This is a genomic window from Natronorubrum tibetense GA33, assembly GCF_000383975.1.
GTDB classification, from domain to species: Archaea; Halobacteriota; Halobacteria; order Halobacteriales; family Natrialbaceae; genus Natronorubrum; species Natronorubrum tibetense.
In genome coordinates, this window is record NZ_KB913017.1 from 576593 (window position 1) to 594600 (window position 18008).

An 18008-nucleotide genomic window follows, 5' to 3' on the forward strand; every position below is an offset into this window, starting at 1 on the left:
ATAAGAGGTGAAATCGAGGGTCTACTGTGGAAATATCTGAAAAACTCCTGTGTCTGTTCAGTGCGGACGTTTCAGCAGAGGAGGATCGTTACGTCATCGAAGTACCACGTCAAGAGGTCGAAACCGGCGATATCGACCCGGAGGAAGTGTACCGCGTCGCGCTGATCTCTCGTGAGGAGTCGACCGAGACCGAGGAGACGACGGCCCAGCCACAGACGGCACCGTCGGAACCGCAGCCACCGGTCGACGTCGGCGAAACGCGCTACGTCGAGATCGAAGACATCGGGAAACAGGGAGACGGTATCGCTCGCGTCGAACGCGGCTACGTCATTATCGTCCCCGGCGCCGACGTCGGCGAGCGCGTCAAAGTCGAAGTCACCGAGGTCAAATCGAACTTCGCCGTCGGCGAGATCATCGAAGAAACGTTTTAAGCGACCAGTCGTCCGGGTTCTCGAGCGGTCTGTGGCCGCGCTCGAACCCGGTCCGTGTCAGCTTCCCGTGAGACGCCGTCAACGAAGGTTTCGTATTGCAGTGGCGTCGTCCGAACAGCCTGTGGAACTACCAGCCCGAGCGAACAGGGTCCCCAACTGCCCCCTGCGGATCGAGCCGGGTCAGTCGTGGTCGTTCACGTCGAGGGCTGCTGCGACGAGACTGGATTGGCCCCGCCGTAACAGATCAGAGACGGTCGAGACCGCACAGTCGAGTCGATCCGCGATGTCCTGAAGCGTCGCGGTCCGTGGAATTTCGTAGTAGCCGAGTTCCCAGGCGGTCTCGAGCGCTCGTCGCTGATCAACGGTGAGGGGAGCGTCTGCGATCTGGGGGACGGAGCCGACGGAGATCACGTCGACCGTCAACTCGTCCGGTATCTCCTCGCGGATCTCCCGAAAGTCGCTGGATGTGGTCACAATCGAGACGACCATTCGCCGATCGGGCAGATACTCTATCGGCGGAATCACCGCGAGCGTCTCGCGTTGAAACGCCGTCGCGAGCGCTCGATTGTACGCATCCAGTTCGTTTCTGAGGTAGGAATAACAGCCGTCGTCTCCGTCCGGATAGATCTCGTACTCATCAATGTCGAGTTCCGTCCGGAGCGCCGATTCGTACACCTCCGGATCGCCTTCCACGTAGTTGATTGTCGTTTCGATACCGTCGGTGACCGTGACGTACAGAATCAGCTCTCGAGACACCGCTGGAGCGGTACAGACGAGCGAGTGGATCGGATGGATCGTCGTCTCCGTATGCGTAATCGCGATCCGGATTGCATTCATTCGTTCGGCCTCGTCCAACCCCTTCATCTCGCCGAGGCAACTTATATAATTGCGAAAGCATTCGTGCCAACAGTTTGGCGGGGCCGAAGCAGTGTTGTGGATGATGGCACGGAACGGAACGTCGGAGAACTCGACACCGGCCACCGACGAATTGCTCGAACTGCTCGGTGACCGGTACGCTCGTCGGGTCCTCCGGACGATACTCGACGAGCCGATGGCTGTACAACAGATCGTCGATACCACGGGAATCTCGAAGCCGACAGCGTATCGCCGCCTCGACCAGTTAGAGCGTGCGGGGCTCGTCGCGTCGAAGATGCTGCTCGACACCAGCGGGAACCACTACAAACAGTACTGGACGACGCTTGAGAGCGTGACCCTCCGAATCGGTGAAGACGGGGTAACGACGACCGTCCGGGCCGACCGTACGCAGCGGAGCCAGGAACGAAGACTATCGTAACGATCGAAGCCAGTTGCAGACCGATCAGATGACCGTCGTCCGAGGGTGCGTACCGACCGCACGGCCGTCGTCTGAAGATGCGTACCGACCGCCAGCCGCGACGCTCAGCCGGCTCACGCCATTGGAATCGTGTCTCGAAACGTCTCCGGATCGTCGTGGAAACAGTCGCCGACGACGACGGCGTCCGCGCCGGCCTCGAGGATCTCCATCGTCTTCTCCTGACTGTCGATACCGCCGCCGTAGAGGAGCGTGGTGTCCTCGAGATAGCGCGCCGCGGCTTCGACGTCCTCGGGCCCGCCGTAGCGGCCGGAGTATTCGACGTAGAAGATCGGGAAGCCGTAGAACGCCTCGGTCGCGAGCGCAGCACCGGCGACCTGCTCCGGCGTGTAGGTGGTCTCGACCCCGGAGGTGGTCGCCGCCGCGGAGTCGAGATGCTGGACGACGTATCCCTCGCCGATCAGGCTCGTCGCGAGTTCGGCGATCGCATCGACTCCTTTGGACGCGACGAAGTCGCCGACGACCGGGAGACCGGCCCCGAGGAGTTCCTCGGGCGTGCGTCCGACCTCGGTGAAGAGATCGACGTGTTTGCCCACGAAATGCTCCCGATCACCGTTGTAGACCGCCGGAACGGCGACGAAGTCCGCGGCGTCGATCGTCTCTCGCGAGACGTGGTCGGAACTGTACGGCTCCTGAAAGACGGGTGTCGAGGGATGTGCGTCGTCGATCGCTCGGATCGCCTCGAGCGTGTTCGTCTCCGTGACGTCGTCGGAGCCGCCGACGATCACCAGATCGGTGCCCTTGAGCACGTCGAGATCATCCGGCAACGGCTTCGCAGGATCGACTTTCGTGATGTGGGTCACCCCGTCCCAGTCGAGTGTCATGCAGAGGCCTTCGAAGAACGGTCTCAACTCCCTGTCGGTTTCGCGGTCGGTCGTCGGTCGAACCCCGCTGGACGACGATTCACTCTTCGAGGGGCGTCCCGTCGATGCCTTTCACCCCTTCGGAGTCGTGAACGACGACCTCGCCGGGGTCCGGTGGGGCGGGCTCGTAGGTATCTCGGACGGCAATGGCCTCCTCGAGTTCGCGTACGGCGCGCTCCTTGAGTGCGCGTGCGAGGTCTTCGGCGTCCTCGCGGGAGATATCTCGACCCAGCCCCTCGCACTCGTGGGCGCGGACGACGCCTTTCTCGTCGCCGGCTCCGCCAGCTTCCCGTTGCGCCGGGAGCGCAACGCTGTCGACGACCTCACCCATCGGCTGGCTGGTTCCGTCCAGTGCAACGCTGAACGGGTAGGTACGACAGATCAGTGGTCGGTCGTCGTGGGCGGCGCAGGCACCGGCCCCATCCTCGTCTTCCTCGTAGAAGGTACAGTCCCCGCAGCTGTCGGTCTGGAGCGCCCACTCGAAGGTCTCGCCCTCGAGGTCGCCGTCTTCGGTCTCCGACAGGCCGTACGGCATCGGTCGGGCGACGTCGCGCCAGTCGTACTCGCCGTCGTACGCGTCGCTCGCTTCGAGGTCGCGCACCTCGTCCGGAAACACCGTCGCAGTGTGTTCGTCCTCGCCGTGGCCCTTGCAGCAGGCCCCACAGCGGGTACACTCGAAGCCGATCGACTCGATGGCGTCCGCGAGGTCGTCGACGGCGAGCTGGCGGGCGTCTTCGAGTTCGGCCTCGAGCGATTGCATACTGGATACTCCCTGCGAGGGCAGAAAAGGCAGTCGCTCCCTCGCCGTTCAGTCGGTCCGCGCGGCCGGCACCGCCCGCTCGCCGTCCCACCGGACGCGACCCTCGACATCGAGCTTCTCGAGGTGGGCCACGACGGTTGCCCGCGCGAGGTCGCGGACGCCGGAGAGATCCTTCTCGTAGGCCATCTCGAGGATCTCCTCGAGCGTGTCCGCACCAGCGTCGACGGCCTCGAGAATCTTCTCCTCCCGACGCTTCCGGTGGGTGAGCAGTCGCTCCAGAGTCTCTCGGGACGCGTCGATCTCGGGTCCGTGTCCGGGATGGAGCGCCGGCGGGTCGGCCGCCCAAAGGCGACGCAGGGTCGTTACGTAGGCGCGCATGTCGCCCTCCGGTGCGCCGACGACGACACTGCCCTCGCGGACTGCACAGTCACCGCACAGGATCGGTCCGTCGCGGCCGGCCTCGAGGGCGACGTGGTCGGGCGCGTGGCCCGGCGCGTCGAAGACGCGAACGCGGTCGTCGCCGAGCGGAATCGACGTTCCCGGGGTGAACGTTCGGTCGGGATCGACACCGGTCGCCTCGCGGAACCGTTCCGCGTGGCCGTACCGCGCCCAGACGGTCGCGTCCGTTTCGGCGGCGTACGCGTCGACGGCACCGACGTGATCGGGATGGGTGTGCGTGACGAGCACGTGCTCGACGTCGCGGGTACGGACCGCCCGGTCGAGTTCGTCGGTTCGCGCCGCGGGATCGACGAGCACCGCGGACTCGTCGCCGAGCAGGTAGGCGTTGGTCGCCCCGCCCGGCGCGCGCGTCGCGACTGGAATCGCCAGTCGAGTGAGATGCATATCTTGAGCGTTGCAGCGAGCAAAAAAGTGTGTATCGGCGGGTCGGTTCGACCGACGCCGGCGGACCACCCCCATCCGTACCCCCGTACAGATGTGGACCGGGCTGCCGGGCGGTCAGTTCTTGAGGAAGTAAACCTGTTTGCGCGCGTCGCGGAAGCTGTATCGGGAGCCGACGAGACCGACGTCCTCGAGGCGGTTGAGCGCGTAGCGGACGGTTCGGTCGGGTAGGAGCGACTCCTCGGCTAGCTGGCCCTGCGAGAGTGGCGAGTCGGTCTCGAGCACTTTCGCGACCAGTTTCGCACTCGGCGGCAGGTCACGGAGGCGGTCACGGTATTCATCCGCTGAGAGGGTTTCTTCGGCAGCACCGGCACGGTCCTCGGCTGTACTCATGCTCATACCTACCACAGCGGAATGGTCATTGGTAAAGCTTCCCTATATGTAGATACGAATAGTCCAGTTTGTATAAGGGGTATGAATGAGGTATTAACACAGAACGTGCACCTCGACTCCGTCCCCCGATTGTAGTTATATATGGGGTCGCTCGAAGGCCGACCTCACAGCAAGCGAGTGTCCGTTAGTCACCGACATCGGACTGTCAGCTCGGCGGATCAATTCCGACGAATCGTCGGACCGGCCGAGTCGATTCGGGCCGACAGCCGCGTGCCCACTCGCCGATAGACTCCAGTATCGTTTTATCCTCCGGCTACTGTAGTTGCGCCCAGTGTGAAAGGACAGGAGTGGTACCAGGCCGACGACGTCGCCGAGGAGTACGACGACAAGCGATTCTCCCAGGGCGGACAGCTGATCGACCGCCGGGAGAAAGCAGCCGTCCTCGAGGCCATCATGCCCGTCGAGGACCGGAACATCCTCGAGATCGCCTGTGGTACCGGGCGGTTTTCGGTGATGCTCGCCGAGCAAGGTGCTGACGTCGTTGGACTCGATATTTCGGCGGCAATGTTACAGCAGGGCCGAAAAAAGGCTCAGAACGTCGAACTCGAGGGGACACTCGAGTTCTTGCGAGGTGACGCGGGACGGCTTCCGTTCCCGGACGATCACTTCGATACCGTCGTCGCGATGCGGTTTTTCCACCTCGCGGACGATCCGAAGGCGTTCTTAGCAGAGATGCGTCGCGTGTCGCGCGAGCAGATCGTCTTCGACACGTTCAATCGGTTCAGTTCGCGCAGTATCTACAACTGGGCACTGCCGATGGGGTCGCGACTCTACTCGAAGAGCGAAGTCGCCGTCTTGCTGGCCAAGACGAACCTGACCCTGGTCGACGTCGAAGACGACTTCATCGTCCCCTACGGGTTCTACCGGTCGATTCCGAACGTGCTTGCCTCACCGATCCGAACGATAGACGAGACCATCGGAAAACTGCCGGTTACCGACCATCTCGCGTCGGTTTCCTACTGGAACACGCGGGTTCGCTGACGGATACCCGAACTCGTCGACGATCCTGTCCCGTGTGTCCCCGTAGCTGCTGGACTCCCGTTCGTGGACGGTGGACGACCTGAGACGAAACGGTGATCCTCGCTTGGCGGGAAACCCCCCTGTTTTTACTACCGACGAACGCTACCACAAGGTATGGAGCTCTCGGTGGTAGTATCGACGCTCAACGACCGGGAGCAGTTAGTATCCTGTCTCGATGCACTCGCGGAACGAGCACCCCCGTCGACGGAAGTAATCGTCGTCAACGGACCGTCCTCCGACGGAACGACCGGCGTCGTTCGCGACCGCACCGACGTGGACGTGCTCGTCGAAATCTCCGAGCGAAATCCGAACGTCTCGAGAAACGCGGGGCTCGGAACGGCCACCGGCGAGGTCGTCGCCTTCCTCGACGGCGAGTACGCGATCGAACACAGCTGGTACGAGGCCATCGAACGGTCGATCGCCAACGGTACTGACGTTGTCACCGGTCCCGTCACGGGCGGCGGTACCGATTACGATCTTCGAACGCCACGGTCGATCAGGGGTCGCAGCGTCACGCACTTCGACGGCGACAACGTCGCGTTCGATCGGACCGTCCTCGAGGCGCTGGACGGGTACGACGAGTACCTCGAGGTCGACGGCGAGCGGGACTGTGCCCACCGCGTGGCCGGTCTCGGATTCGACGTCGCCTGGGATGCGGAGATGGCAGCCAGATGTGAGGCCGAGACCGACGGCGGCCGAACCGACTGCGACTGGGGGGCGACCTACCGCTCGCTGTCCTACCGACTCGCGAAGAACTACGGGCCGCGACCGACAGTTCTCGGGCGAACGGTCGGGAGCGCGCTCCGCGACGGGTTCACGAGCATTCGCGGCGTCGTCGCCGGTGACGAGAAGCCGACCGGGTGGGTCTCCAACGGTACCGACGTCGTCAGCAACGCGGCCCGCGGTCTGGGAGACGGTCTCCGCGCTCGCTACGCGGATCGGTCGGCACAACGAAATCCGAACGGGCTTTCAGTGCGTCACGACCGGGCAGTGCAGTTGTACGATCGCCGCGAGGAGTGAGCTATAGTAGCCACTGAAAGTCAATGCACACCAGATCGCATGACGGCTATGCGATCAGTGTGTGAATCGTTTCAGTTGTTACTATACGCTGCCGCTGGTTTTTATTCGCCACGAAATGCCGGCTCTCGATCCTCGAGTCGCGCTTCGAACCCCTCGCGGTAGTCGTCGGTGTCGTCCAACTCGTACCCTAACTGCCGTTCGTAGGCCAGCCCCCGCTCGAGGGGCATCTCGAGGGCGGCGTTGAGCGCTCGTTTGGCGTTTCGAAGGCCGAGCGGCGCGTTGTCACAGAGGCCGTCGGCGAACGCCTTCGCTCGCTCGTCGACGGCGTCGGTATCGACGACCTCGTGAACTAATCCCATCTCGGCGGCGTCCTCGGGGTCGACGAACTCGCCCGTCATGACGATCTCCTTTGCATTCGAGAGGCCGACCAGTCGCGGCAGTCGCTGGGTTCCGCCGCCGTGTGGAAAGGTCCCGAGTCGGACCTCGAGTAACCCGTACGTCGCCTCGCGGCCGATGATCCGGAAGTCACAGGGGAGCGTCAGTTCGAACGCCCCCGCGGGCGCGGCGCGTTTGATCCCGGCGACGACCGGCTGGCGGATTTCCTCGATGGTCTCGAGAAGTTCGGGAAAGACGTCGCGATCGATCCCGGAATCGGGTTCGACCCGGTCGCGCATCATCTCGAGGTCCATGCCGGCACAGAAGGCGGGTCCCTCGCCGAGCAGCGTCGCCGCACGGACATCCTCGTTCGCGTCGACGCGTTCGAACGCCTCGGTCAGGTCGCACATGAGGTCGACCGTCATCGCGTTTCGCTTGTCCGGTCGCGAGAGATAGACGTCCGCGCGAGTATCGTTCCAGTCGATCGCCGCGAGTCCGGTGCCGATGGATTCCATGTCCGTGCGATCGATTGCCAGCCACGTAACAGTAGTTGTTAGGCGTGTCCTGTTGCTCGAAGCACGTGGTGAAATTGGCTTTCAGTTCGGTGATGGAATGCTCGTTCCGATCTGATCAGGTTACGTGCGGTGGCGCGCGCTGGTTGCGAGGTGCAACAGCGTGAGCAGTGTATTCGAATCGACTCCACCTCGTCCCTGCGACAAATCCGATAGGTAAGCCGTCGCCGCAGTACTTTCGGATGGCGAACCATCGGCCAGGTCGGAACGAATCGACTACCCCTCGAGCACTTCGTAGGAGACATCCGCGTCTCGAAGCGTATCCGTGACTCGACCGACTTCGTTGGTGGTGGCGACCGCGGCCACCTCGAGACCGCGTTCAGCACCTTCGGCGGCGACCTCGCCGGCCGCGAACGGGACGGCCGGATCGCAACCGGCCTGTCGGCAGGCGACGACGGCCTCGACGCCGGCGGCGACGACGAGATCGGACTCCTCACAGTGCTCCGAGAGCACCGTCGAGTCGACGTCGCGACTCCCACCGGTGCGAACCGCGGGGATCTGCAGGACGGTGACGGAGCCCGGCTCGAGTTCCATAACGCCCTCGAAACTCGTAACGCCGACGTCGGTGCCGGCGTCGGCGTCGGTCGTCGCGACGCCCGTCGCCGGCCCCTCGCTGCTGGGGGTCGCGTGAAGCAACCCGTCTCGAACCGAGAGGGTGACGGTGTCGCCCTCCGCGATGTCGTCCGTCGCGATGTAGGCCGCCTCGCTCATCGCTCCGAGCACGTCGCCGGTGACGTGGTCGGCGAACCGGCGGACGTCGTCGGCGGTTCGAAAGAGCACGTCGACGCCTTCCGGCGTGACGCGGTACCGCGAGCGGCCTTCCTTTTCCACGAGGCCGTCGTCGACGAGTTCACGGATGTACTCGCTGACGGCCTGACTCGTCACGCCGACTTCCCCGGCGATCTCTCCCTGGCTGACGGCGGGTTGGCGCTCGGCGATCTGGACGAGGATCCGAAACCGCGTTGCGGCCCGCTTGTTGTCGAGGACGTCGACCATACCCCGATAGTTCGGCGAGCGCCCCAAAAAGGTACGCGGTCTCGGCGATCCGCTCTCGGCGGGGCGATTCGGCCCGTGGGGAGGTCCAGACCTCGAGAACGTCGAATCTGACGGCGTGCTCCTCCCATCGGGAAGAGGGTGTGCAAGCGACGTTCATATGGGATCGCGGCCGTACAGGGAGATACGGAGTAGCGATCGATTCCCTCGACGGGACGGCGCTTCGATCCCCCACGGTCCCCCTCCCAGACGAGTAGGCGGAGTGCAGACGAACTCATGCATCGACGAACAGCCCTCGCGGCGATCACCGGCGCTAGCCTGTCCCTCGTTACGGGGGGCGCTACTGACTGGACCACTACACCGCCTGTCGCCGTCGACGGATCCCTGACCGACGACACCATTGGCCCGGCCGACGCGACCGAACGGGCGGCGGCCGATCTCGAGAGCGACGTGTCCTTCGAGGGGGACGTAGTCGAGATCGTCGAGTGCGGGCGGACCTGCCGCGAGGTCACCACGACGCTCACTAACACCGGCACCGCCGATGCCACTGCCGTTCGGGTCGCCGCCACCGTCGTCGCCGGTGAGACACTCGTCTGGGAGACCGACGAAGAGATCGGTCGTCTCGAGGCCGGCGCGACCGTCACTCGAACTCAACGTATCGATATCGATGTCGTAAGCGCCCTTGCGATCGAAAACAACGACCGAACGGTCACGATCACGACGACGATCACGTCGGCACAGCAGACGGAACAGTTCGTCACCGAGACGACCGTGTAGTCCGATGGCAACGCATCTCCAATAGACTGATTACGCTCCACTCGAGCCAAGAGTACGTGGGCTGGGCTGCGGTTGACACACCATTATGACACACACTGCGGTCCCAGCGTCCACACCGCGATTTCGATGCGGGAATCACGGCTAGCCGCCGGTATTGGCCGAGCAGCGTTCCCGCTGTAGCGTAGTATATCGGTATTGGTGATAGTCTTTAACCCGATACGATTTGGCGGAGGTGGACCAACGAACCATCGCTCCGTCCGGTGAAAGTGACTACAGCGTTTCCGTAGTCGGCGGCGAGTCCGGACCCCCGTCCGAGGAGGCGGGATGGCGGCGCTACTGCGTCGAACTCGAGGCCTGAACCTCGGTCTCTCCGGGAGTGATCGATTCGAAGAGTCGACGAAGCAGCGAGTAGCAACAGCCGAAAACGAACCCGAAGACGAGCAGTCCGATCAGACTCTGCCAGTGGAGATACGGGAACGGCCGCGAGAGTTCGAAGAACCGCTGCATCCAGAGCGGGAGGGCGACGACGATGCCGAACAGCCACCCCACGGCGGCGACCAGCATGCCGACCGAGATCCCGGCGACCGGATCGGTCGCCCGCATGGTTTCGTCCGCCAGCGCGATGATCGCCGCGATTCCCGCGCCGGTGACGACGCTCCACGCGAGCAGCAGCGTTGCCCCTGCACGGGCGCTCTCACGGCCGTACAGCGTGGCAACGGACTCGAGCCGGTTCGTCGCGTACAACCCGGCGCCGAGGGCTGTCCCGGCGATCAGAGCCGCGAGCGCGACGCAGACGATGGCCGCGACGAACTGGGAGCCCCGCGATCCGCTTGTCGATCCGCTCCTGCTCCACGCGGCCGTGAACACGGTGATCGCGACCAGAAACAGGAGTATCGACCCGACGATTAGTTCGAGCGCCATCCCGGTCAGCGCCGGCTGATCGAGCGTGTAGTGGAACGCGAACAGGTCGACCCACCGCGAGTCGTGAAGGGACTCGAGGGTGCGATCGAGAACGGGAGCGACGTAGTGGACGTCCGGGAGGAGACCCCAGAGGCCGCCAGCGAGGATCAGCCACAACTGATAACGACGAACGGTTCCGAATCGGAGCGCCAACGGCGCTGTCAGCAGGAGTAAGAGTGACGCGCCGACGAGGAAGTGGACGATAGCTGGGGCCATTGCAGTCGAAGTGAGGCGACCGTACGTCGGGGACGTTCTTTAGTAACCTCGCCGTACTCTCCGTTCGAGGGTGTCGAGGGAGCCGAAACGCGGTCTCGAATCGCGAACGTGGAGGCTATAGTAACAACTGGAACTGTTTACACACCGATCGCACGACGTGCGATCGGGTGTACACTGACTTCCAGTGGCTACTATAGACGGGGTCCGCCCGCGCCCGCCTACCGATCCCGATCGACCGTCTCACCGGGCAGCGTCGTCGCGCCGGTATCGAGTTTCAGTCCGGGCGACAGACTCGAGTTGATGCCCGTCTTCGCGCCGTCGCCGGCGACGACGCCGAACTTTCGCCGTCCGGTCGACACCCGCTCGCCTTTCACGGTGAACTCGATATCCGCGTCGTCGTGCCGGAGGTTCGCGACGTTCGTGCCGGCTCCGAAGTTGACGTCACGGCCGAGCACGCTGTCGCCGACGTAAGAGAGGTGACTCACCGACGCGTCTCGAGAGAGCACGCTGTTTTTCACCTCCGCGGCGTGGCCGACCTTCGCTCCCTCGTCGACCAGAGTCGCCCCGCGTACGTAGGCGTTCGGCCCGACGGTCGCGCCCGACCGGATCAGCGCCGGCCCCTCGACGACGACCCCCGGCTTCACCGTCGCACCGTCCTCGACAACCACGTCGCCTTCGAGGTGGGCATCCTCGCTCACGTCGCCGTCGATCCGGCGCTCGAGATTGCCGATCTTCCACTCGTTTGCCTCGAGTAGTTCCCAGGGCCGACCGACATCGAGCCAGCGCTCGAGGGTGACGGGCGTGACGTCGAACTCGTCGATCACGCGAGCGACGACGTCGGTGATCTCGTGTTCGCCGCGCTCGCTTTCGGGGACCTCGAGCCACTGTCGGGCCTCCTCGGGAAAGGCGTAGGCCCCGGCGTTGGCGAGGTTCGTCGGCGGATCGGCGGGTTTCTCGACGATACCGGTGACCGAGTCGCCCTCGGTGCTGAGGACGCCGTAGTTGCGGGGCTCCTCGACTTCGATGGCACAGATAGCCGGGCACTCGGTAAAGAGGCGATCGATCGCCGCGGGATCGTACAGGTTGTCACCGTTCAGGACGGCAAACGGCCCCTCAATGTGCTCGCGGGCCGTGTTGACGGCGTGGGCCGTCCCGGCCTGTTCGGTCTGGACGGCGTAGCTGACGGGAACGCCGCGATACTCCGCGCCGAAATAGTCGCGAACCGTGTCGGCTTCGTAGCCGATTACGAGGACGATCTCGTCCGCTCCGGCGTCGACCGCAGCGTCGATAGTGTGGGCCACGAGCGGCCGGTCTGCCACCGGCAGCATCGGTTTCGGAACCGAATCCGAAAGTGGTCGAATGCGCGTGCCCTGACCCGCCGCGAGAACGACTGCTTTCATATGATCGGATGTTCCACGAACCGTCGGATAAGCGATTCGCCTCCCGGAGGCGAGATTCTTTCCATTCCTGACAGCAATCGACCGGGTGTTCCGACCGAGAAAACGCGACTTCCGATTTATAAGGTCGGATTCCTGAAGTGAGACAGAGAACCGATGAAACGAACGCATCTTTCGACAGTGGTCGTCGCCCTCCTGTTGGTCACCGCCGGCTGTCTCGGCGCGGTAGGATCCGGAGACGACGACGCGAGCGTCGACGACAGTGGCGACGAGGAACTGCCCGAAGCGGAACTACCCGATGCCGATGAGTTGCTCGAGGCCGCAGTCAACGCCGAATCGAACGTGGAGACCGTCCAGGGGATCCAGACGATAACGATGGACGACGGAACGGAGACCGTCACGACGACCCAGGAGGTCTGGGAACGAGGGCCGGATCAGTACCGGGCTGACATCGTCGAAGCGGACGAGCCCGAGCCAATCGACGTAATTGTATCCGACGGCTCGACGATCTGGATGTACGACGAGGACGACAACGAGGCCGTTCAGATGGAACTCGGCTTCGATCAGGCCGACGAGGAAGCATTGAACGACGGCTTCGCCGACGCCTTCACGGCCGACACGGACGCGTCGGTTGAGGGAACCGATACCGTCGCCGACCGCGACGTCTACGTCCTCGAACTCACCGGCGACGGCGACGACGCGCTCTACGAGTCGGCGACCCTCTGGATCGACCAGGAGACCGACTACCCCCTGAAACAGGAGATCACGCCCGCAGTCGGCGAGTCGGTGACGACGACCATGGCGTTCGAGGAGGTCACCTTCGATGAGGAGATCGACGACGAGATCTTTACGTTCGAACCGCCGGAGGACGCCGAGATTCGGGAGTTCGACGATCTCATGCCCCAGCAGTACGCGGACGTCGACGCCGCCGACGCCGACGTGCCGTTCGACGTTCCACAGCCTGACGTTCCCGCCGAGTATACGCTCGAGAGCGTACTCGCCGGAGAGAACATGGTGGGCTGGAGCGCGACGCTGCAGTACACCGACGACACGGGCTCGTTCCTGACCGTCGGTGTCGCCGACGAGGCGCAGGACCCCGTCTTCGAACCCGACAGCGACCCCCTCGAGATCGACGATGTCGACGCGACGATCCGCGAGGTTACCGAGACGAGAACGATCGTCGAGTGGGAAGATGACGGACTCACCTACACCGTCGGCGGGGAACTCACGGCGGACGAACTGATCGAGATCGCCGAATCGATCGTTCACTGACCGCGCTACGCTGAGAACGGTTTTTCAACGAGACAGTACCGATAGGGAAGCCGTCAGCGAGACGAATTAGCCGCTGTGCGCCAGTTTGAACACCGTTCGGAAAAGAGGGAGACGACTACGTCCGCTATCGCCAGCGCGACGCCGATTCCGTCGATGACCCCCATAGGTCGGTCAATCACGCCTCGAGACGTTGGTTTTGTCCCGTTGACTGAGACGGTCGGCTACGGGTGTGGCCGACGCGCGGTAGTGGTCGACTGATCGGGAGTCGAAAGCCGGACGGTCCGGAACGACCGGCAGCGGAATCCGATCGGGGACGGCGAACGCTGAGCCGGATCAGGGACGGCAAACCCTGTGCCGGGTCAGGAATGGCAAACACTGTATCGAATCGGAGACGGCGAGCGCCGAACCCGAACGGATTCGTGACTCTCCACTCAGTCCTCGCCCATCGTGATATCGGCCGACAGCCCCTGGGCCATCTCGATCTCTTTGGAATTGTTGAGCGTCCAGGCGGTCCGTTCGGTGACGGCCTCGATGGCCTCGCGTGCGCTCGGGTAGCCGTTCCCGGACTTCTTGACGCCGCCGAAGGGCAACTGGACCTCCGCACCGATACACGGCAGGTTCGCGTACGCGAGCCCGAGGTCGGCCCGGTCGCGGAAAGCGTTGAGCTGGCGGTAGTCCTCCGAGATGATCGCCCCGGCGAGTCCGTACGGCGTGTCGTTGTGGATCTCGAGCGCGCGGTCGATCTCCCCGTCGTACTCGACGAGGGCAACGTGCGGGCCGAAACACTCCTCTTGCAGACAGCGCAGGTCGGTGTCGTACTCGATCTCGTAGACGAACGGCCCGACCCAGTGGCCCTCTTCGTGGCCCTCGGGAATCTCCTCGTCGCCGAGTTCGAAGCGGTCGACCAGCACCTCGGCCCCCTCCTGTTCGGCCAGTTTGTTGTGCTTGCGGATCTTCTCGACGTGGTCGGCCTCGATCGCCGGTCCCATGAACGTGTCCTCCTCGAGGGGGTCGCCGACCGCGATATCCGCGGCGATATCGACGTATCGCTCCGTGAACTCGTCGTAGACGTCCGTGTGGACGATCAGGCGCTCGGAGGAGACGCAGCGCTGCCCGGTCGTCTTGAACGACGACATGATCGCGGAGTGGACGGCGATGTCGAGGTCTGCTTCCTCGGTGACGATGATTCCGTTCTTGCCGCCCATTTCGCAGGCCGCGAGTTTGCCGGGTTCGCCGCCGACCTTGCCCGAGATCTCGTGGCCGACCTCCGCGGAGCCGGTGAAGAGGACGGTGTCGACGCGCTCGTCGTCCGTGATCGCCGCGCCGGCGTCACCAAAGCCCTGGACCATGTTGAAGACGCCCTCGGGAATCCCCGCGTCGTCCATCATCTCGGCGATAGTCTGGCCGCACCACGGCGTCTGCTCTGCGGGCTTCCAGACGACGGTGTTGCCCTCTACGAGGGCGATCGCCATGTGCCAGAAGGGGATCGCGACGGGGAAGTTCCACGGGGTAATACAGCCGATGACACCGCGGGGTTTGCGCCGCATGTAGGCGTCTTTCGCCCCGACCTCGCTCGGAACGACATCGCCGTGGGGATGTCGGGCATTGCCCGCGGCCCACTCGACCATGTGCCAGGCTTCAGTCACGTCCGCTTTCCCTTCCGAAATCTCCTTCCCGCACTCTTTCGTGACGATCTCGCCGAGTTCCTCGTGGCGCTCGCGCAGTTCGTGGTAGATGTCCCAGAGGTACTCCGCGCGATCGATGTAGGAGAGCGACCGCCACTCGTCGAAGGCGTCTTCGGCGGCCTCGAGGGCCGCGTCGACATCGTCGACCGTTCCGCGCCGGAACGTCGCCAACGTCTCGCCGGTAGCCGGGTTCCGGCTGTCGAACGTGTCTCCATCTCCATCAGTCCACTCTCCGCCGATGTAGTGGCCGTACTCCTGCTCTGTGGCTTGCTGGCTCATACTGAAACGGACGACGAGCGGCGTAAAAAACCTGGTTGTGGTTCACACCCAAACAAAGCGGGCTGACGGCAGGACGGGGGTGACGACTCTCGGTCCGGGTCATCCCCTGATCCGATGGGCCGCTAGTCCGACCGCCGTGGATAACGCACGCGACCGTACAACTCCCGTGCCCGATCCGAGTGCCGAGCGACTGGGACCACGAGGGCGAGCGCCGTGGCGAGACCCACAACCCCGGCCGCGGTCGAGAGCGAGACGAACGATCCGCCGCCGAGCGCGGCAACGAGCGGAATTGCACCGATCAGCGTCGCGCTGCCTCGTAACAGTATCGGGCGAACCGAATGCGAGCGCGACGGGGCGACGGCGAGTCGTCGGCCAAGCATGACCAGTTGCCAGCCGCCGAAGGCCCCCAGCGATCCGGCGAGCAGGAACACCGCGATCGGGGATCGATCGCTCATCACGAGGTAGAACGTGCTGAATCCGATGCCGAGCGCGAACGTGATCGTCGCGCGGTCGGCGAACTCCCGCCGGAGGAGCGCTCGAGCGACGAACAGGAGCGCCAGTCCGACCGCAACCCCGACGACGACATCGACGACGTAGTGCACGCCGAGTGCGACGCGCGTGAAACAGACCAGCGAGACGAGCGACGCGGCGACGCCGTACCGGAGTCGTCTCGAGCTGACCGAGAGAACGCTCGCCAGCCCGAAATAGACGATCGTCGTGTTGACCGCGTGGCCGCTCGGGAAGCCGTAGCCGCCGGCAGTCGCCGTCGCCTCGTACAGCGGCTGGACGAGCCGCGGCAACAGGGTCGGATCGAGCAACGGCGCCTCGGGACGCGGGAGACCGAACACCTCCTTCAGTCCCTTGTACAGTCCCATTCCGGCCAGCGTGACGCCCGCAACGGCGGCGATGTCGTCCCGGTCCGTCGTGTCGAACCAGTACAGCACGGTCAGGACGAGCACCAGAAACCAGACGTCACCTAACTGGGTGAGCAGAGCGATAACGACGGCCAGCCACTCGGGGATCGACTCCTGTACGAGATCGAACTCGCCGATGCCACGGGACATTGATTCAGAGTACGGTCAGCGATCGGGAACGTCGTCTGTCGCGCAACCCGAAATCACTCGGCTCGACGCGCTCGAGATCGAGTCCTCGCTCATCGGTCTTCCTCTTCGCCGCGGTCTTTCGTCACCGTCCGATCACCCTCCGGCGGCCGGTCTTCGCTCTCGGGGTGGCGTTCAGCCCCCGATTCGGTCATCTCGTCCGTCTCCGGCTCCATCGCCTCGCCCGAACGGCCCTCGCCCGCAGCTTCCGTCTCGCCGGTTTCCTCGCCGTCAGTTTCGTCGCGCTGCTCACCGGCGGCTCGTTGATCGCGCTCCTCTCCCTCGTGGCCGGCGGACTCGTCGCGGTCGAAGACGGGATCGGTATCTGTGTCGGTCGTCCGTGCGTTCTTTCCCTCGAGTCGGACCACATCCGCAGTCACTTCGCGGACGACGGCACCGCCGATCGGGACGATGTTGTCGGTATCGGCGTTCCAGTCGAGGACGGCTTTGATGGAGTCCGTCACACCTCCCTCGAGTTCGACGTACGCCGTCTCGTTGCCAGTCATTGTGACGACCCCGATGGACTCGCCGGCGGCCGTCTCGACCCGTTTTCCGACGTCGGCGTCAGTAAATCGAGCGCACATGCACACGGTTAGTGTAATCTTCTCAAAACGTGTAGTGCCTGCACAGGCCAGCGACTCGAGCGTGCCGCCCGGTCGCTGCGTATCGTACCCAAAGCGGAGTTACGGAACGGCCTCGGCCCCCGGATCGAGTTCGGAGACGATTCCCCGATAGCAGACAGAAACTCCGATTCGCCGTCTCTGCGGAACCGATCAGCGCTGCCCCTGATCGGCCGCCGCCTCGAGTTCGGTCCGTAACGTCGTCGAGTCGAACTCGTGGTCTGGACGGAGGCGGACGAAATCGAGAAACCGGCGCGCCGAGAGGAGTTCTTCCGATTCGTAGACCGTCGCGGCCGCCTGGACGGCGTCTCGAGCCCCGATGCGGGGCTCAAGGACGGCCAGCGCACAGGCGAGATCGTAGGCGGTGGTCTCGCCGACTCGGTCGTCGTGGACGTTGGTCGCGTCGATGAAGTAGAACTCGCCTTCACACAGCAGGATGTTTTCGGCGCGCAGGTCGCCGTGGGCCATGCCGTGATCCCGGAGGGTGGCCAGCATGTCGAACAGTTCCGTCGCGCGCTCGGCGACGAGCCAGTCCGGCGCATCGTCCAGCGACCGGAACTCCGGCAGATACTCGAGGACGAGCACGCCCAATCCGTTGACCTCGAAGGCCTCGATCGGCTGGGGTGCGTTGATGCCGATTTCGCGCATCCGTTCGGTTGCCTCGTACTCGTGTTCGACCATCTCCCGGGGCGTATCGAACCGACCGAAGAAGCCACCGGTGCCCGCCGAGACCGCGCCGACGTTCCGCCCCGTCGTCAACACCGCGTGGACGAGCGCGTTCTGCCGCGAGACGATCTTGACGAACCACCGCTCGTCGATCACGCAGGGCGTCGACAGCCAGTTGTCGGCCTCGAGAAACTCGACACGAACCTCCTCGCGGTCGTACCGATCCGCCAGCGTCCGGATCACGCGCTCGAGGCGATCCCACTCGACGTTTCCTCGCGCTAGCCGGCGGATATCCATATATCGGATGTGGGTGCTCGGGTGTTAAATGCGTCCCGAACTGTCGCCGAGAAGATGTATT

Annotated in this window: 19 protein-coding genes; 6 read left to right on the forward strand and 13 right to left on the reverse strand. The window is 64.1% G+C overall.

Annotated elements, in window-relative coordinates; all coding sequences use genetic code 11:
* Positions 1–26 precede the first annotated feature (26 nt).
* Positions 27–431, forward strand: coding sequence for a TRAM domain-containing protein (locus NATTI_RS0103050; RefSeq protein ID WP_006092272.1), 405 nt, complete (start codon positions 27–29; stop codon positions 429–431).
* Positions 432–611: 180 nt separating this feature from the next.
* On the opposite strand, the gene NATTI_RS0103055 is transcribed toward NATTI_RS0103050, so the two are convergent.
* Positions 612–1295, reverse strand: a complete 684-nt coding sequence (locus NATTI_RS0103055) for a helix-turn-helix domain-containing protein (protein ID WP_006092274.1) — start codon at positions 1293–1295, stop codon at positions 612–614.
* Positions 1296–1371: 76 nt separating this feature from the next.
* On the opposite strand from NATTI_RS0103055, the gene NATTI_RS0103060 reads away from it, so the two are divergent.
* A complete protein-coding gene (locus NATTI_RS0103060) occupies positions 1372–1725 on the forward strand; it encodes an ArsR/SmtB family transcription factor (RefSeq protein WP_241434409.1) in 354 nt (117 codons plus the stop codon).
* A 113-nt stretch (positions 1726–1838) separates the two neighbouring features.
* On the opposite strand, the gene NATTI_RS0103065 is transcribed toward NATTI_RS0103060, so the two are convergent.
* The 4 genes from NATTI_RS0103065 to NATTI_RS0103080 all read right to left on the reverse strand — a co-directional run bounded on the left by NATTI_RS0103065 (position 1839) and on the right by NATTI_RS0103080 (position 4644).
* Entirely contained in the window at positions 1839–2606 is a 768-nt protein-coding gene (locus tag NATTI_RS0103065; RefSeq protein WP_006092278.1) for a heptaprenylglyceryl phosphate synthase, read from the reverse strand.
* A gap of 79 nt (positions 2607–2685) precedes the next feature.
* A complete protein-coding gene (locus tag NATTI_RS0103070; RefSeq protein WP_006092280.1) occupies positions 2686–3405 on the reverse strand; it encodes a YkgJ family cysteine cluster protein in 720 nt (239 codons plus the stop codon).
* Between the two features lie 48 nt (positions 3406–3453).
* A complete protein-coding gene (locus tag NATTI_RS0103075) occupies positions 3454–4248 on the reverse strand; it encodes an MBL fold metallo-hydrolase (protein WP_019991600.1) in 795 nt (264 codons plus the stop codon).
* Positions 4249–4362: 114 nt separating this feature from the next.
* Entirely contained in the window at positions 4363–4644 is a 282-nt protein-coding gene (locus NATTI_RS0103080) for a MarR family transcriptional regulator (protein WP_006092282.1), read from the reverse strand.
* Positions 4645–4971: 327 nt separating this feature from the next.
* On the opposite strand from NATTI_RS0103080, the gene NATTI_RS0103085 reads away from it, so the two are divergent.
* Both NATTI_RS0103085 and NATTI_RS0103090 read left to right on the forward strand, forming a co-directional pair.
* Positions 4972–5679 carry a class I SAM-dependent methyltransferase gene (locus NATTI_RS0103085; RefSeq protein WP_006092283.1) on the forward strand — a complete coding sequence of 236 codons (708 nt, stop codon included), beginning with the start codon at positions 4972–4974 and terminating at the stop codon, positions 5677–5679.
* A 153-nt stretch (positions 5680–5832) separates the two neighbouring features.
* Positions 5833–6738 (forward strand): glycosyltransferase family 2 protein, encoded by a 906-nt coding sequence (locus NATTI_RS0103090; protein ID WP_006092285.1) that lies wholly within the window; start codon positions 5833–5835, stop codon positions 6736–6738.
* A gap of 101 nt (positions 6739–6839) precedes the next feature.
* On the opposite strand, the gene NATTI_RS0103095 is transcribed toward NATTI_RS0103090, so the two are convergent.
* Entirely contained in the window at positions 6840–7628 is a 789-nt protein-coding gene (locus NATTI_RS0103095) for an enoyl-CoA hydratase/isomerase family protein (RefSeq protein WP_006092287.1), read from the reverse strand.
* A 273-nt stretch (positions 7629–7901) separates the two neighbouring features.
* On the reverse strand, positions 7902–8681 hold the full coding sequence (locus NATTI_RS0103100; protein WP_006092289.1) for a DUF7839 domain-containing protein: 780 nt from the start codon (positions 8679–8681) through the stop codon (positions 7902–7904).
* A 273-nt stretch (positions 8682–8954) separates the two neighbouring features.
* Between NATTI_RS0103100 and NATTI_RS0103105 the strand changes: the two genes are divergently transcribed.
* Complete coding sequence (locus NATTI_RS0103105; protein WP_006092290.1) at positions 8955–9455, forward strand: hypothetical protein; 501 nt, start codon at positions 8955–8957, stop codon at positions 9453–9455.
* Between the two features lie 333 nt (positions 9456–9788).
* On the opposite strand, the gene NATTI_RS0103110 is transcribed toward NATTI_RS0103105, so the two are convergent.
* Complete coding sequence (locus NATTI_RS0103110; protein WP_006092292.1) at positions 9789–10631, reverse strand: hypothetical protein; 843 nt, start codon at positions 10629–10631, stop codon at positions 9789–9791.
* A gap of 218 nt (positions 10632–10849) precedes the next feature.
* Complete coding sequence (gene glmU / locus NATTI_RS0103115) at positions 10850–12031, reverse strand: bifunctional sugar-1-phosphate nucleotidylyltransferase/acetyltransferase (protein ID WP_006092294.1); 1182 nt, start codon at positions 12029–12031, stop codon at positions 10850–10852.
* A 153-nt stretch (positions 12032–12184) separates the two neighbouring features.
* Here glmU and NATTI_RS0103120 point away from each other — a divergent pair, with 153 nt between their 5' ends.
* Entirely contained in the window at positions 12185–13300 is a 1116-nt protein-coding gene (locus NATTI_RS0103120; protein WP_241434412.1) for a DUF2092 domain-containing protein, read from the forward strand.
* Between the two features lie 431 nt (positions 13301–13731).
* Here the strand turns inward: NATTI_RS0103120 and NATTI_RS0103125 are convergent, their stop codons facing one another.
* The 4 genes from NATTI_RS0103125 to NATTI_RS0103140 all read right to left on the reverse strand — a co-directional run bounded on the left by NATTI_RS0103125 (position 13732) and on the right by NATTI_RS0103140 (position 17947).
* Entirely contained in the window at positions 13732–15264 is a 1533-nt protein-coding gene (locus NATTI_RS0103125; protein WP_006092298.1) for an aldehyde dehydrogenase family protein, read from the reverse strand.
* A gap of 122 nt (positions 15265–15386) precedes the next feature.
* Positions 15387–16328: a phosphatase PAP2 family protein gene (locus NATTI_RS0103130; RefSeq protein ID WP_006092299.1), complete on the reverse strand. Its 942-nt coding sequence runs from the start codon at positions 16326–16328 to the stop codon at positions 15387–15389.
* A gap of 89 nt (positions 16329–16417) precedes the next feature.
* Positions 16418–16948 carry a hypothetical protein gene (locus NATTI_RS0103135; protein ID WP_006092301.1) on the reverse strand — a complete coding sequence of 177 codons (531 nt, stop codon included), beginning with the start codon at positions 16946–16948 and terminating at the stop codon, positions 16418–16420.
* Positions 16949–17137: 189 nt separating this feature from the next.
* On the reverse strand, positions 17138–17947 hold the full coding sequence (locus tag NATTI_RS0103140) for an RIO1 family regulatory kinase/ATPase domain-containing protein (protein ID WP_006092303.1): 810 nt from the start codon (positions 17945–17947) through the stop codon (positions 17138–17140).
* Positions 17948–18008: the final 61 nt, after the last annotated feature.

Excerpts from the sequence above, each read along its gene's own strand:
- NATTI_RS0103055 (WP_006092274.1), bottom strand. The coding sequence starts at position 1,295 with ATGAAGGGGTTGGACGAGGCCGAACGAATGAATGCAATCCGGATCGCG.
- NATTI_RS0103060 (WP_241434409.1), top strand. The coding sequence starts at position 1,372 with ATGGCACGGAACGGAACGTCGGAGAACTCGACACCGGCCACCGACGAA.
- NATTI_RS0103065 (WP_006092278.1), bottom strand. The coding sequence starts at position 2,606 with ATGACACTCGACTGGGACGGGGTGACCCACATCACGAAAGTCGATCCT.
- NATTI_RS0103070 (WP_006092280.1), bottom strand. The coding sequence starts at position 3,405 with ATGCAATCGCTCGAGGCCGAACTCGAAGACGCCCGCCAGCTCGCCGTC.
- NATTI_RS0103075 (WP_019991600.1), bottom strand. The coding sequence starts at position 4,248 with ATGCATCTCACTCGACTGGCGATTCCAGTCGCGACGCGCGCGCCGGGC.
- NATTI_RS0103080 (WP_006092282.1), bottom strand. The coding sequence starts at position 4,644 with ATGAGCATGAGTACAGCCGAGGACCGTGCCGGTGCTGCCGAAGAAACC.
- NATTI_RS0103090 (WP_006092285.1), top strand. The coding sequence starts at position 5,833 with ATGGAGCTCTCGGTGGTAGTATCGACGCTCAACGACCGGGAGCAGTTA.
- NATTI_RS0103095 (WP_006092287.1), bottom strand. The coding sequence starts at position 7,628 with ATGGAATCCATCGGCACCGGACTCGCGGCGATCGACTGGAACGATACT.
- NATTI_RS0103100 (WP_006092289.1), bottom strand. The coding sequence starts at position 8,681 with ATGGTCGACGTCCTCGACAACAAGCGGGCCGCAACGCGGTTTCGGATC.
- NATTI_RS0103105 (WP_006092290.1), top strand. The coding sequence starts at position 8,955 with ATGCATCGACGAACAGCCCTCGCGGCGATCACCGGCGCTAGCCTGTCC.
- NATTI_RS0103110 (WP_006092292.1), bottom strand. The coding sequence starts at position 10,631 with ATGGCCCCAGCTATCGTCCACTTCCTCGTCGGCGCGTCACTCTTACTC.
- glmU (WP_006092294.1), bottom strand. The coding sequence starts at position 12,031 with ATGAAAGCAGTCGTTCTCGCGGCGGGTCAGGGCACGCGCATTCGACCA.
- NATTI_RS0103120 (WP_241434412.1), top strand. The coding sequence starts at position 12,185 with ATGAAACGAACGCATCTTTCGACAGTGGTCGTCGCCCTCCTGTTGGTC.
- NATTI_RS0103125 (WP_006092298.1), bottom strand. The coding sequence starts at position 15,264 with ATGAGCCAGCAAGCCACAGAGCAGGAGTACGGCCACTACATCGGCGGA.
- NATTI_RS0103130 (WP_006092299.1), bottom strand. The coding sequence starts at position 16,328 with ATGTCCCGTGGCATCGGCGAGTTCGATCTCGTACAGGAGTCGATCCCC.
- NATTI_RS0103135 (WP_006092301.1), bottom strand. The coding sequence starts at position 16,948 with ATGTGCGCTCGATTTACTGACGCCGACGTCGGAAAACGGGTCGAGACG.
- NATTI_RS0103140 (WP_006092303.1), bottom strand. The coding sequence starts at position 17,947 with ATGGATATCCGCCGGCTAGCGCGAGGAAACGTCGAGTGGGATCGCCTC.